We start from the raw sequence: 12,977 nt of genomic DNA, 5'->3' as shown, positions 1-12,977 counted from the left end.
CCGGAAACCACCCACCGCGCAAGTCGCACGCCCTGCGGAAAAAGTTCAGCGCAAGCCGAGGATCACGCGCGTCCCCGGCGTCAACGCGCCATCCACCACTTCGGTGCGCTTGCCGTCGCTCGCCGCCGCCGTGATGCCCACCCGCCGCGGCGCCCCGTCGCTGTCGAGCACATAGACCGCGCTACCGCCGGCAGTGCCCAACCGCGCATCGCTCGCCTGCGCAAATTCCAGCGCCGCATTGGGCACGAACAACACGTTCCGGCGCAGCCCCAGGTCGAAATGCGCTGTCGCCGCCATGCCCGGCCGCAGGAACCGCCCCGAACTCGCCACCCGCACCGCCGCCCTGCCGCCGCCAACCCCAATCAGCCGCCCGGCAAACACCTGCCCCGGCACATCGGCCACCGTCACCCGCACACTTGCCCCGGCTGGCAACCGCGCCGCCGCCTTGCCATCGATCCGCGCCGACAGGTCGAGCTGCGAATACGGCGCCGCAATCACGAACAGCAGCGCTCCCGCTGCTTCCGTTCCCAGCCGCCGCCCCGCCGCCGCACTGGTCTGCACGACCACCCCGCCCATCGGCGCCCGCACCTCGGTCGCCGCCAGCGCCGCGCTTGCGGCAGCAACATCGGCCTGCGCCGTGACCACCGACGCCGCCACCGCCTTCACCGTCTCGGAAGCCCGCGCCAGTTCCTCGCGCGCCTGCGCCATCTCGCGCTCGGACGGTGCCGTCCCGCCCGATCGGCGCCGCACCTGCTGGAACAATTGCAGCCGCGCTTCCCTGCCCCGCTCGACATCCTGCGCCCGCGCCAGTGTTTCCCGCCGGTCGGTCAACGCCCGGCGCCGGCCGGCCAGCGCCTCCAGGAATGGCCGCGTATCGAGCCGCGCCAGCAACTGCCCCTGCACCACCCGGTCGCCCTTGGCTGCCCGCACCTCGCCAACCACCCCCGCCTGCGCCGTCCCCGCCGCGCTCGTTGCCGACGCCTCCAGCGTGCCCGTCACGTCGAGGCCGACCGGCACGTCACCGATCTCGAGCGGCTCCGAAATATAGCTGCCGGCCTGCCCGCCACTGGCAAAGCGCATCGCCAGCAAGGCAAACACCACCGTCCCGCCGGCAATCGTCAGCCACAACAGCCACCGCCGCCACGGCGCCCGCGCCGACGTCCCCAGGAACGCGTCGAGCTCGTTCGCCGAACGATCGCCCGGCTCATCCACCGAATTTCTCGCCGCCGGCCTGGCCACCCAGCGCGATATAAAGCCCGATCAACGCCAGCGCCCGCTCGACCTGCGCCTGCCGCTGCGCATTGCGCACCGATAACAACCGCGCCTCGACCTGTTCGAGCGTCGAATAATCGGCCAGCCCCTCGGCGTAATTCTTGCGCGCCAGTTGCGCCGCCGCATCCGCCGTCGCCGTCGCCCGCCCCAGGTCGATCTCGCGCAGCTTGGCCGATTGGAGCGCCGCGTTCTGCACCTCGACCTCCTGCAACGCCTTCAATACCGCGCGTTTGTAGCCGATCAGCCCGGTGCGCTGCGCCTCGGATCCCGCCCCGGCACCCGCCAACTTCGTCTGCGCCGCGCGAATATCGGCCTTTTGCCCCAGCAGGTCGGACGGCCGGCCCAGCGCCACATCGACCGGCCCAAGCGGTATCTGCGCCGTGCCGGACACAAGATCGCCCAGCGCCTCGGGTGCCTGCCCGGTCAGCACGGCAATCTGCGCGACATCGCGCAAATTCATCGCCTCGAGTTCCGAAATCCGCGCCGCATTGTCGTCGCGCCCGGCAATCGCCCGCGCCGCATCGAGCGCCGGCACAAGCCCCGCCTGCGCCCGGAATCGCGCCAGCTTGATTGCCGCCTCGCGCTGAGCCAGAAATTGCCGGATATTCTCGATCACCGCCTGCCGCCCGCGCACGGCGATATACGTCCGCGCGATCGCGACCGCGACCCGCTGACGCACCGCCTCGAGCCCAGTCGTCGCTGCCAGACCCCCCGCACTCGGCGACGCCTCCTGTACATCGAGATTGTCGGTCCGTCCCCGCTCGATCAGCGCCTCAAGCACCGGATCGCCGAATGCCAGCCACCACCGCGACAGATCCGGCCGCGCCGGCACCGGCTCCGCTTCGACGACGATCTCAGGTGCCTCGACAACTACCGTTTCGGCGTTCGGATCGACCACATCCTCGGCAACCGCCGGGCCGTAACGATCGGCCAACCCCAACGACCCAAGCCCGGGCGCCGCAACCGGCGGGCCGGCCACGCAACCGGCAACACCGGCCATGACAGCCGCCAGCAAGACCAGCCACCCAGCCAAAATCCCGTCAGTCCGCCCAGAAAAGCTCGATATTCGCATATGCCCGGGTATGTGCCCCCGATCGCCGCACTGCGGAAGCGCTTTCTCGGCGCGGATTTCAACGCCAACCAAAAGCCTGGCTGGGGCGGCAGGATCCCCAGCTAACTTCTTATGTCAACTAAGCTATTGATATTGCTACGAGAGAACTGAGAATCGCACAGTCGAGTGGCACAGTCAACAAGCACACATTCGTGCGATACAAAGAGTGACCAAGCCAACCTCGCTGATCGTGCAAACGGGACTGCATGAAGGGTTATGCCTGCTGACCTAGCAGCAACCTCTCTTCGCCGGATGGGTTGAAGGTTCAAATCGGGGACGAGGTTTGACCTTTGCGGAACACGGATACAACTGGACCTGATCAAGCGAAAGGGCTGAGGGTCTTCGCAGCGAGCTGAACCAGGTTGCCGGCATACGGCTGGCTGTGGCATCGGGATCAGCTTCGCCAGCTTTCGGAGGTTTTGGGCGGTGACAGCGAGAAGGAACTCGTCCTTGGCACAACAACCGCCAGATTCTCGGCGACGGCGCGGCTGGTCGCTTCCGCTGGCAGCGACCGCGATCCTCACCGTGCGCTGACGGCCGGAGTGGGTCTTGATAAGGCTCGCAGCGACCGCGAAGCCCTCGCCGCCGACCAGCCGTTCGTCGAGGGAGCGCTGCACGCCACCTTCGAACAGGCAGCGCAGCCGATCGCTGCCCTGGAAGCGATCGTGACGCATGGCACCGCAGCGAAGACCATTTGTGGTGAATTTATACTGGCTCCGGGCGTGAGTCCTAAAAACCTTGCTGCGACAAAAGCTAATAATCCGGTCGACTATCGGCACCAATACGGATGCCAGTTGCAGCTTACATCCAGGTCGACGTCAAAACATTTTTATAGTCGCGGCGCAATTGGCCAACACTGGCCTCCCGCTACACCGCCGTCTGCCATAGCGACGGACGTTGATCGACCGGGCGCCGGTCTTCGCCCCAAGTCGTGACTGCCGGGTTCTCGGCCTTGAGTGCACGCCCAAGCGTGGCTTCGAGGAAGGCTGGCCAGTTGGTGCCCGCGAAAACGTAGAAGCGGTCGTCACGGATCGCCGCCAGCGTCGCGTCGGCGATCGCCTCCGGAGCGAGGCCGCTGCCCTGGAAGTCCTCACTCGCCGCACGAAAGTCGGCGTTGGCGAATTCACGATCGCTCCACGGCGTATCGCCTTCAGGGCGGTTGCGCCAGCTCGCGTTGATCTTGGTCGCGACCATGCCGGGGCAGATGATATGCACGCCGATATTGGTCATCATCGCTCGCATCTCGCTGTGCAGCGACTGGCTCATGCCGAGTACCGCAGCCTTCGACGAGCAATACGGTGCATGGTCACCGTTACCGTTGAACGACGCAAGGCTGCCGGTATTGACGACGTGCGCCGGTTCGCCGTGCTCGAGCATGCGTGGCAAGAATGCCTTGACCCCGTGGACGACACCCCAGACGTTGACATCCCACACCCAGCGCCAATCGGCGAGGCTCATCCGCCACGTCGGCCCGGTGATTGAGACCCCGGCATTGTTGCACAGAATGTGGACCTTGCCGAACGCCTCGACCGCGCGCGCTTCGAGCGCCTCGACCGAGGCGTAGTCGGCGACATCGGTGCGGTGGCCGACGACCTCGACGCCCTGCTCCCGCAGCGCTGCGACGGCGGCATGGAGCGCGGCGTCCTCGATGTCGGCGAGCACGAGCTTGGCACCTTCGCTGCCGAGGCGCTGCGCGAGTGCAAGGCCGATCCCGCTCGCCCCGCCGGTGATCACCGCGACCTTGTTTTGAAAATCCATCATAATATTCTCATCCTAGCCCCGACGCGAAGAGCGCGCCCGATCCGAATAACAGGGTGAAATTCTCATAAAACTTATCAGGAGCGAAAACTAGGGGCAATCGACCATCGTCGCGACGTACCTCTTGTCTTAAATCATCAAAATTAGGCGTGGTGCATCCCGAAGACGATCTGCACGGGAGAACAGCGCGAAATTCATTGACGATGAACAGGATTAGCGGCAATTATTCGGAAACACGGTATGTCGAACACCGTCCGCAACTTTTGGGTCGCTTTCACCAGTGACCGCTGGGCGCGCAGCGCACCGGCAACGTTATTCCTGCAACCGACGGCGCGAGTCATGCCATTGTCGAACCCGAAAATCGCTGCAGCGACCCGCTACGACCGCCGCAAGGAGGAAATTCTCAACGCGGCGGCATCGCTGATCAATCGGCTCGGTTTGCGCGACGCGACACTGGCGGTCGTCGCCGCCGAGATCGGGCTTAATCTGAAGAGCCTGCGCCACTATTTCCCGCGTCGCGAGGATCTTGTCGCGACCGCCTTCCTACGCTCGATCGCGTTGCATACCGAGCTTGTCGAGCAGGCGCTGACTGCACCCGAGCGCGAACAGCGCATCCGCGCCTTCATCGACGGCTATTTCGCGCTTCAGGCGCGCGTCGCGCTGGGGCAGCAGCCGCACTTCGTGCACTTCGGCGACCTCCGCGCGCTGACGTCGCCGCACATTGAAACCGTCGGTGCCGCGTACGTCCAGATGTTCCGCCAGATCCGCTCAATTCTGCGCCGGCCCGGCGGCGACGGCGACCGGGCGACGCTCAACGCCAATGCCCATATGCTGCTGTCGCAGCTGCTGTGGTCGGTGGTCTGGCTTGGCGGTTACTTGCCGCAGGACTATGAGCGCGTTGGTCAGCGCTTTGCCGACATCCTGCTCAACGGCATCGCCGCGCGGCGGATCATTCTCGAGCCGACCGCCGCGCCGCCAATCGACCTGCCGCCCGAGGGCGACCGGCTCAACCAGGAGTCGTTCCTGCGCGCCGCGACCGAATTGATTAACGCGCAGGGCTATCGCGGCGCCGCGGTCGACCGCATTTCGTCGCTGCTTAATGTCACCAAGGGAGCGTTCTACCATCACAACGACAACCGCGACGCATTGGTCGTGGCCTGCTTCGAACGGACTTTCGGTTTCATCCGCGACGCCCAAGATAGCGCATTGTCGAGCGATCTCGACAATATGTCGCGGGTTGCCGCCGCCGCGGTCACTCTCGTCAGCCGGCAGATGTCGCCGGAGGGCGGCCTGCTGCGCACTTCGGCGTTGACCTCGGTCGGTCCCGAAATCCGAAGTACGATGGCAGCGCGAATGGCGCTTTACACGGCGCGCTTCGCCGACATGCTGAACGACGGCATCATCGACGGCTCGGTACGTCCCTGCGACCTGCGCATCGCTTCGGAGATGGTTACCGCGATGATCAACTCCGCCGAGGAACTCGACCGCTGGGTACCCAAGCTCGACCGCGACCGCGCCGGCAATCTCTATGTCAAACCGCTCCTCAACGGCTTGAACGGTCTTGCCCGCTGATCGTCACTGGTCGGCGAAGGTCCGACCTTCGGAGACCAGTCGCTCGAGCAACGGCGCCGGAGCGTACCAGGAGTTGCCGCTCCCGAGCGTCGCTGCGAGGTCGCGGATGCGCGTCAGACCAATGCCGTCGGCCCAACGCATCGGGCCGCCGGTGTGCTGCGGCCAGCCGTAACCATACAGCCAGACGACATCGATGTCCGAGGCACGCTGCGCAATCCCCTCGCCCAGGATCTTCGCGCCTTCATTGACCATCGGGAACAGACAACGCTCGAGGATCGTGACGTCGTCGGGCACCACTGCGTCGGCGCCAATCGCAAAGGTGGCGCGGATCAGATCGGAGACCGCCGGGGACGGCACCGCGTTACGGTCGTCGTCATAGTCGTAATAGCCCGCGCGAGTTTTCTGGCCACGACGATCGGCTTCGCAAAGCGCATCACGCAACCGGTCGTTGGTCTTGGCGCCCTTGCTCCAGCCGATGTCGAGTCCTGCCAAGTCGGCCATCTCGAACGGCCCCATCTTGAAGCCGAACGCCTTGAGTACCCGGTCGACATCCCACGGCATCGCGCCCTGCGCCAGCAAAGCGAGCGCCTGAATATGGCGCGGATAGAGCATGCGATTACCGATGAAACCGGGGCAGACGCCCGAAATCACGGCAATCTTGCCGATGTCGCGCGCGATCTTCATCGACGTGGCGATAACTGCGTCGCCGGTGCACACGCCGCGTACGACCTCGACAAGCTTCATGACATTGGCGGGCGAGAAAAAGTGCAAGCCGATCACGGCTTCGGGCCGCCGCGTCACCGCAGCGATCGCATCGATGTCGAGCCCCGAAGTGTTGCTCGCCAGGATCGCGCCGGGCTTGGCGATGTCGTCAAGACGCCGAAAGATCGACTTCTTGATCTCGATGTCCTCGAACACCGCCTCGATGATCAGGTCGCAGTCAGCGAGCGCCGCAAGGTCGAGACCGCCCGACAGGCGTGCCATGCGGATGTCGACCTCCTCCATGGTGAAGCGGCCGCGGCTGGCGCTGCGTTCATAATGGCCGCGCACGGTCGTGAGGCCGCGGTCGAGGGCGTCCTGCCTGGTTTCGACAAGATGGACCGGAATGCCGATATTGGCGAAGTTCATGGCGATACCGCCGCCCATCGTCCCCGCGCCGATAATCCCGACCTTGGCGACCGGCAGGATCGTCGCGTCGCCGAGACCATCGACGATCGCGGCACGACGGATCGCCTCGGTGACATAGTCAACGCCGCTGTCGGCCGGTAAAGGTGAAGATGTCATGTGCGGAACCTTGCTATTGTCGCAACAGGCGTCAGAGATATTTGATAAACCAATCGCGCGCCAAGCGCATCGAGGCATCGAAATAGATACTGTAGACATCGTAATGCTTACACGGGAACGTATGGTACGCTGCGGGAGCATTCTGGCGGATCATCATGTACGCTGCCCAACCATGTTCGAGCCGGTTGTTGAGTTCTTCGAACTCGGCGTCGATGATCAGTGTCGGTACATGGACGCGCGCAGCCCCGCCGAGCTGCGAATGCGCCGCCATCCGCGCGATGTCGGGAGTGCCCCGGAGACCCGGCACGCCGTCGAGTCCGGCCTGCGGCACGACGGGCTGGAAATTGCCACGAACCTTATCCCCGGCGCGAGCCCGGGCGGTGTCGCGGTATGACGGCGGGAAGCCGAAGCCGCCGATCTGCGCGACGACCGCCTTTACCCGCTCGTCGTGCCCAGCGACATGAACGACGTGACCGCCGCCGTAGCTGGTGCCCCACAAGCCGATGCGGTTAGGGTCGATGCCGGGCTCGGTGCCGAGGAAGTTGAGGCAGGTAACGACATCCTCGGCGCGGTCGATCGGGTCGACGGTCTCGCGAAGGACACGGACCTGCAACGTCTGCACGCCCGCCTCGAGCAGCGGTGGGGTGTCTCCATCGGGGATGATGCGGCCGTCCGAAAGCCCCCAACCGCGATAGTCGAACACCATCGCCGCATAGCCGTCGCTCGCGAAGACTTCGGCATAGCGTTCGAGTTGCGCGCCAAGCCCACCCCAGCCGTGACAGAGCAGGACCGCCGGAAATCCGCCCGCCGGCGCGTCACCAGCGGGGGTGAACAGCGCCGCACCGATCCTCGTACCTTCACTGAAGAGATTGAGATCACGGCGCGTGATTACGTCAGCCATTCTTTTCCCCCGCCGGTTTACCGTTGCGCGCTCGCCACCGCGAGCCTGTCCCGGAAATCCTGTACTGCGCAACCGGTTCCGATACCATACTGTAGTTCTCAAGCATTGCTATAGGCAATGTAACGAGGCCCACGCTTGCATAGGTGCAGCGCATTAACCGACCGACGTGCAACCGGCACAGTTTCTCAAGGAAGGGCAACCACCCACAGCGTCGCCCCGCCAGCGGGCGGGGCGACGATATGCGCAAGCTGGCGCATCGCCTGGACGTGAACGAAGCCCTCATTCGTCGCCACCGCAATATATTGCTTGCCGTCGACGCTGTAGGTCGCGGGATACGACGCCGATGCGTTGTCGAGTTTTGTCGTCCATAACGGCTTGCCGCTGCGCTCGTCGTAAGCGCGGAAACTGCGGTCGGCGAAGCCGAGATAAACAAGCCCGCCCGCGGTCATGGCACCGCCGACCGGCGGCGCGGTTTCGCGAGCTGTCCACATTATCTTGCGCGACTGGAGATCGATCGCCTGTATCATGCCAAATTTGCCGGCGCTCGCCGGATCGGGGTGTTTCTGCCAGCGCGCACCATCGGGAAATTCGTCGAAGCAGGTGTCGGTGAGCGGCGCGTAGAGCCAGCGGGTGCGCGGGCTGTAGGCGGTCGACATGAGATTGCGCGCGCCGAGCAGGTCGGGACACACGCCTGGCATGCCAAGCCGCTTAAGCGCCTGGCCCGCTGCCGGAACTGCCGCCGGGTTGATCGTCTTGGCGCCGGTCACCGGATCGATGGCAGTAATAACATTCTGCAAGCCGAGATCCATCGAGAACAGATACTGCCCCGTCGCGGCGTCGAGGACGTCGAACACCGCCGACTTGCCGGCAGTAGCGACGATCTTGCGCGGCTTGCCATCGACCGACAGGGTCAACAGTGAGCGCTCGAAAGCCCAGTCGTGGTCGATCTGGTCGTTCGCTTGATGCTGGAAGTGCCACGCCAGGCGACCGGTGTCGGCGTCGAGCGCCAGCGTCGAGTCCATGTAGAGCCCGTTGTTGGTCACGCCGGGCTTGTCGATCGGCCGACGCAGACCGTTGCCGTAATAGGTCGGAGCGACGCCGAAATAGACGAGGTTGAGATCGGGATCGTAACTGCCTGATACCCACACCGAACCGCCGTTGCGCTTGGCGAGCGGCAGGTCGTTCCAGCTGTCGCCGCCCGGCTCGCCTGGCCGGGCGAGCGTGTGGAAACGCCATGCTTCCTTGCCTGTCGCGAGATCGAGCGCGACGATGAAGTTGCCGCCCTTGACCTCGGCAAAGCCGTTGACGCCGATGATTACCTTTGTTGCGGTAACCAGCGGTGCGCTCTTGATCTGATGATGCGTTTCGGTGCCGACGTCGATGGCATGGTCCCAGACGACGGCACCCGTTCGCGCATTGAGCGCGATAAGTCGCATCTCCGATGTCGGCACGAGGATCAGGTCACCGGCGATGGCGACGCCCTTCTTGCCTTGAAACGATGCCCCAGGAGCGAGCTTGCGTTGATAGCGCCACAGGAGTTCGCCACTCGCGGCGTCGAGCGCTTCGACGATATCGCCGTAGCTGTACGCGTAGAGGACGCCGTTGCGGACGATCGGCGTCATCATGTTACCGCCGCGCGGCAAGGACCACGCCCAGGCAAGTTTGAGGCGCGCGACGTTACCGCGGTTAATCTGGTTCAATGGGCTGTTGCCGAGCGCGTCATAGGTCCGCCGCCAGTTGAGCCAGTCGGCCGCGGGCGGCTGGCGCAGCGTCGCGGGGGTGACCGATTGCACCGCGTCGAGGCGGCTCGGGCCGGGCTTGGGGGCGATCACGACGGGGACCGGGCTCACGGTCGTACTTGCAGCACCCGGCAGGATCAGCGCGGCAAGCTCCCCGTATCCCTGCGGTAGCGCGCGGTCGCCCGATGATGCACCGTTTGCCTGCAGCAGGAACGCGAGCAGGTCGACCTGACCGGCGCGGTCCTTGCTGGCCGCGGACCCCGGCGGCATCCGCTCAATCTGTCGCAACAGATCGACCGCCGGTCGTCCCACCCATTTCGCTTCAAAGACGCTGCCTTTGAGCGGCAGCGCGACACCAGCGCCCTGCAGTGCCGCGCCGTGGCAGACGGCACACCGCTGCGCATAAGCGGCAGCACCGCTCGCCGCTTGCGCCGCGGTAAAGCCGATCGTCGGCGGTCGCGACTGTCCTATCGCGCTAGTCGGCGCGATGAAGGCCGAGGCGACCGCCAGGATGCCGCCGACGGCAACGGCGAACGACAGCGTATTGTTACCGAGGCGTCGGGTCATGGCTTGGTCTTGGGCCCGACCCACTCGTCGGTCGGGCCGACCAGAATGAAGAAGGCCGGCTTGCTGCGCTTGCCGCCGCCCGCGTCCGTGGTCGCCGCGCCCAGATAGATGAAGTCGTCGAGCTTGCGCACTTCATCGGTCAGCGTCGTCTTGTTGAACGCCGAATAGTCCATAATGAAAGCCGGCTTGCCGTCGATCAGCGAGGTTCCCATGCGGGTCGCCATGCGCAGGTTGCGGTCGATGCGCCCGCCCGCGAATCGCCAGCGATTATAGCCTTCGCCCGTCGTCGCGGTTAGTGGGCGAAACGCCTTGCCCAGCCAGTAACCGCGCGGCGACGTCTCGCTGAACATATAGGCCGCATAGTTCTTCTGATACACCTCGTCCTTGGCGTCGGGGCCGAGCCCTAGGTAATGGCCGTTCATCTCGGCAAGCGCCACGGCGGGCAGCGTCTTCCACAGCGCCATTCCCTCGGCCTGGGTTAGCGCCAGCAGCTTTTCGAGCGACCACTTGCCCGACGTGCCCAGCACGGTCTGGTTGAGGTTCGGACGGCCTTTCAGGCTATCGAAATCGAAGGCGGCGGGTTGCGCACTGGCAGCACCGCTCAGCATGGGCGCGGCAAAGGCTCCGAGCCAATATTTCGACGATGAGAACGGCATGATGGACTTCCCTTCTGAAACGATATCGAGAGCGCGCCGCCGCTACGGCACACGGTAGCCGTCGTGGAGAAAATCCATGTCGGGATGCGGGGCGGTGAAGATGCTGATGTATTCGAGGTAGGGCCGCGCCTTGGCCCAGGGCGGCGGCGTAACCCGCGATGGTTCGGTCGCAGACGCTGCCTGCCATGCCGCGTAGTCGTCGAACCAGACCTCGCACATCCGCACCCAGTTGGACGCGACCTTGATCGGATGGATGGTCTTTGCACAGACGAAACGCCGGACGCCCGGTGTTTTGGCGATCTCGGGCGCGTGGACTTTGGTAAACCACGCTTCGCCCGCCTCGAGCGACACGCCGGGCGGATAGCGCATGAAGAACACCCAGCGCAGATAGGTCGCGCGCGCCTTGGGAAACGCCGGCAGGTATTTCTCGGTTGGCACGACCGGAACCCAGATCGTCGCGATCCGCGTCTTGTCCGGGAAACCCACCTTGTCGATCGGCGGCGGCGATAGCGGCTGCCACGCGGTCTGAGCCTCCGCCGCTGCGGCGGCGCTGGCGTACGACATCTCGGTCAGTCGGTAGCGCACGACATTGAACAAATCCGCTTGGGCCGGCACATCATAGCCGCGAAACGCCACATAGCCCGTCAGCCACTGCCCGACCGACTGCCGCGCCTCGCGCGAATGCGTCCGCCGATACCAGTCGTCGAGCGCCGCGTTGTCCGCCGGCTGCTCCCAGATCGAGGCGAATTTCACCTGCTGCGCGGGCGCGGCGATACCGGGGCCGGTCGCCGCCAGCGCCATCGTCAAACCGATTGTCGTGAACATTGGCGCTGCACCCTAGTCGACGATCGCCTGGCGGATGGCCCGCTCGAAATCGATATGAACCTCGCGGTTGTTCTGCTGCAGCAAGATGACCGCGGCGATCTCCTCCTTAGGGTCGGTCCAGTTCATCGTGCCGAGGTAGCCGCCCCAGCCGAACGCCCCCGCCGAGTGGCCGGTGTTGCCGTCGATCGGATCGAGCACGACCTGGACGAGCAGGCCGAAGCCGTGGCCGTACATCGGGACGGCATAGCCTCCTTCGCCGCGATACAGATCGGCGACATGATTGGTCGCCATCAGCTCGACGGTGCGCGCGCCGAGCAGGCGGCGGCCGCCATATTCGCCCTTGTTGAGGAGCATCTGCTGCAGGATCACGAAATCATCCGCGGTGCCGACCAGCCCTATCGATCCCCAGACATTGCCGTCGGCGACACTCGCCTCACCGGTCATCGCCGGGGGGATGCGCACCCAGGCGTCGTCGGCGCGCCGATAGACCGGCAGCAATCGGCCGCGCTCGGTCGCCGGGAGATGATAGTAGGTGTCGGTCATGCCGAGCGGCTTGAAGATGCGCTCGGCGAGAAAAGTCTCGAATGGCTGTCCCGATTGAAGCTCGACGATCCGCGCCAGCACTTCGCAGCCGGTGATGCCCGAATAGCTCCACCGCGTCCCCGGTTGAAAATCGAGCGGCTGGCTGGCGAGCCTGGTCACGAAGCTGGCGAGACTCTCGTGCGACCCGCGTACCGGCGGCTGCGGCGACACGCGCAGCGGATAGGCGCTGCCCAGCCCCGCAGTATGGGTCATCAGGTCGCGAATGGTCGGATCGCGGACGGCGGGCACGAGGTCGTAGCCGGGGAGCGATGCGCCGATGGCGCGCGGTGTCGGCGTCGCGCCCGGCTTCGCTACCGCGACCTGCGCGCCCTTGAACGCGGGGAGGTAACGGCTGACCGGGTCTTCAAGGCGGATCTTGCCCTCCTCGACCAACATCAGCACCGCGACCGCAGTGACGATTTTGGTCGAGGAATACATCTGGAAGATCGCGTCGGTGCGCATCGGCGTTCGAGCGTCGAGGTCGGACAGGCCATAAGCCTTGAACTGCACCAGCCTGCCGCGCCGCATCACCGCAGTGACCGCGCTGGTGATGCCGCCAGCCGCGATGTGGCGCTCGAGCACCGCATCGATAATTTTCAGGCGCGCCGCGGAGATGCCGACCGTTTCGGGGTTGGCGATCACGGCCAGCGCATTCGCCGGATTGCCACCGATGATCGTCAACGCCGCAAGTCCGGCAAATGGCGCGGCAC

General features: G+C 65.1%; 11 protein-coding genes. 2 read left to right on the top strand and 9 right to left on the bottom strand.

Features of this window, described 5'->3' with window-relative positions; all coding sequences use genetic code 11:
- Nucleotides 1-45 precede the first annotated feature (45 nt).
- Together IEW98_RS03090 and IEW98_RS03085 are read right to left on the bottom strand one after the other, a co-directional pair.
- Nucleotides 46-1,212, bottom strand: coding sequence for an efflux RND transporter periplasmic adaptor subunit (locus tag IEW98_RS03090; protein WP_188761482.1), 1,167 nt, complete (start codon nt 1,210-1,212; stop codon nt 46-48).
- The gene (locus IEW98_RS03085) at nt 1,205-2,272 is read right to left on the bottom strand and encodes a TolC family protein (RefSeq protein WP_188761481.1); all 1,068 of its coding nucleotides are present in this window, start codon (nt 2,270-2,272) and stop codon (nt 1,205-1,207) included. Before IEW98_RS03085 ends, IEW98_RS03090 begins: the two co-directional genes overlap by 8 nt.
- Before the next feature lie 473 nt (nt 2,273-2,745).
- Here IEW98_RS03085 and IEW98_RS03080 point away from each other — a divergent pair, with 473 nt between their 5' ends.
- Nucleotides 2,746-3,318, top strand: a complete 573-nt coding sequence (locus tag IEW98_RS03080; protein WP_188761828.1) for a hypothetical protein — start codon at nt 2,746-2,748, stop codon at nt 3,316-3,318.
- On the opposite strand, the gene IEW98_RS03075 is transcribed toward IEW98_RS03080, so the two are convergent.
- Nucleotides 3,251-4,144: an SDR family NAD(P)-dependent oxidoreductase gene (locus IEW98_RS03075; protein ID WP_188761480.1), complete on the bottom strand. Its 894-nt coding sequence runs from the start codon at nt 4,142-4,144 to the stop codon at nt 3,251-3,253. The genes IEW98_RS03080 and IEW98_RS03075 overlap by 68 nt on opposite strands.
- 237 nt (nt 4,145-4,381) lie before the next feature.
- Here IEW98_RS03075 and IEW98_RS03070 point away from each other — a divergent pair, with 237 nt between their 5' ends.
- Nucleotides 4,382-5,713 (top strand): TetR/AcrR family transcriptional regulator, encoded by a 1,332-nt coding sequence (locus tag IEW98_RS03070; protein ID WP_188761479.1) that lies wholly within the window; start codon nt 4,382-4,384, stop codon nt 5,711-5,713.
- A gap of 3 nt (nt 5,714-5,716) precedes the next feature.
- Here the strand turns inward: IEW98_RS03070 and IEW98_RS03065 are convergent, their stop codons facing one another.
- The 6 genes from IEW98_RS03065 to IEW98_RS03040 all read right to left on the bottom strand — a co-directional run bounded on the left by IEW98_RS03065 (nt 5,717) and on the right by IEW98_RS03040 (nt 12,948).
- Entirely contained in the window at nt 5,717-6,997 is a 1,281-nt protein-coding gene (locus IEW98_RS03065; RefSeq protein ID WP_207792489.1) for a 3-hydroxyacyl-CoA dehydrogenase, read from the bottom strand.
- A 31-nt stretch (nt 6,998-7,028) separates the two neighbouring features.
- Nucleotides 7,029-7,898, bottom strand: a complete 870-nt coding sequence (locus IEW98_RS03060; protein ID WP_188761477.1) for an alpha/beta hydrolase — start codon at nt 7,896-7,898, stop codon at nt 7,029-7,031.
- 185 nt (nt 7,899-8,083) lie between these two features.
- Complete coding sequence (locus IEW98_RS03055; RefSeq protein WP_188761476.1) at nt 8,084-10,204, bottom strand: outer membrane protein assembly factor BamB family protein; 2,121 nt, start codon at nt 10,202-10,204, stop codon at nt 8,084-8,086.
- On the bottom strand, nt 10,201-10,860 hold the full coding sequence (locus tag IEW98_RS03050) for a hypothetical protein (RefSeq protein ID WP_188761475.1): 660 nt from the start codon (nt 10,858-10,860) through the stop codon (nt 10,201-10,203). Before IEW98_RS03050 ends, IEW98_RS03055 begins: the two co-directional genes overlap by 4 nt.
- 42 nt (nt 10,861-10,902) lie before the next feature.
- Nucleotides 10,903-11,685 (bottom strand): EthD domain-containing protein, encoded by a 783-nt coding sequence (locus IEW98_RS03045; protein ID WP_188761474.1) that lies wholly within the window; start codon nt 11,683-11,685, stop codon nt 10,903-10,905.
- Between the two features lie 12 nt (nt 11,686-11,697).
- Nucleotides 11,698-12,948 (bottom strand): serine hydrolase domain-containing protein, encoded by a 1,251-nt coding sequence (locus tag IEW98_RS03040; protein ID WP_188761473.1) that lies wholly within the window; start codon nt 12,946-12,948, stop codon nt 11,698-11,700.
- Between the last annotated feature and the right edge of the window lie 29 nt (nt 12,949-12,977).

The sequence above is a fragment of the Sandarakinorhabdus glacialis genome (assembly GCF_014643455.1).
Lineage (GTDB): Bacteria > Pseudomonadota > Alphaproteobacteria > Sphingomonadales > Sphingomonadaceae > Sandarakinorhabdus > Sandarakinorhabdus glacialis.
The sequence above is the reverse complement of the archived record's forward strand: the minus strand, read 5'-3'. Positions and strand labels throughout refer to the sequence as shown.

What these genes read in the sequence shown, in the direction of transcription:
- IEW98_RS03060 (WP_188761477.1), bottom strand. Translation starts at nt 7,898, where the DNA reads ATGGCTGACGTAATCACGCGCCGTGATCTCAATCTCTTCAGTGAAGGT.
- IEW98_RS03065 (WP_207792489.1), bottom strand. Translation starts at nt 6,997, where the DNA reads ATGACATCTTCACCTTTACCGGCCGACAGCGGCGTTGACTATGTCACC.
- IEW98_RS03085 (WP_188761481.1), bottom strand. Translation starts at nt 2,272, where the DNA reads ATGGCCGGTGTTGCCGGTTGCGTGGCCGGCCCGCCGGTTGCGGCGCCC.
- IEW98_RS03045 (WP_188761474.1), bottom strand. Translation starts at nt 11,685, where the DNA reads ATGTTCACGACAATCGGTTTGACGATGGCGCTGGCGGCGACCGGCCCC.
- IEW98_RS03075 (WP_188761480.1), bottom strand. Translation starts at nt 4,144, where the DNA reads ATGATGGATTTTCAAAACAAGGTCGCGGTGATCACCGGCGGGGCGAGC.
- IEW98_RS03050 (WP_188761475.1), bottom strand. Translation starts at nt 10,860, where the DNA reads ATGCCGTTCTCATCGTCGAAATATTGGCTCGGAGCCTTTGCCGCGCCC.
- IEW98_RS03055 (WP_188761476.1), bottom strand. Translation starts at nt 10,204, where the DNA reads ATGACCCGACGCCTCGGTAACAATACGCTGTCGTTCGCCGTTGCCGTC.
- IEW98_RS03070 (WP_188761479.1), top strand. Translation starts at nt 4,382, where the DNA reads ATGTCGAACACCGTCCGCAACTTTTGGGTCGCTTTCACCAGTGACCGC.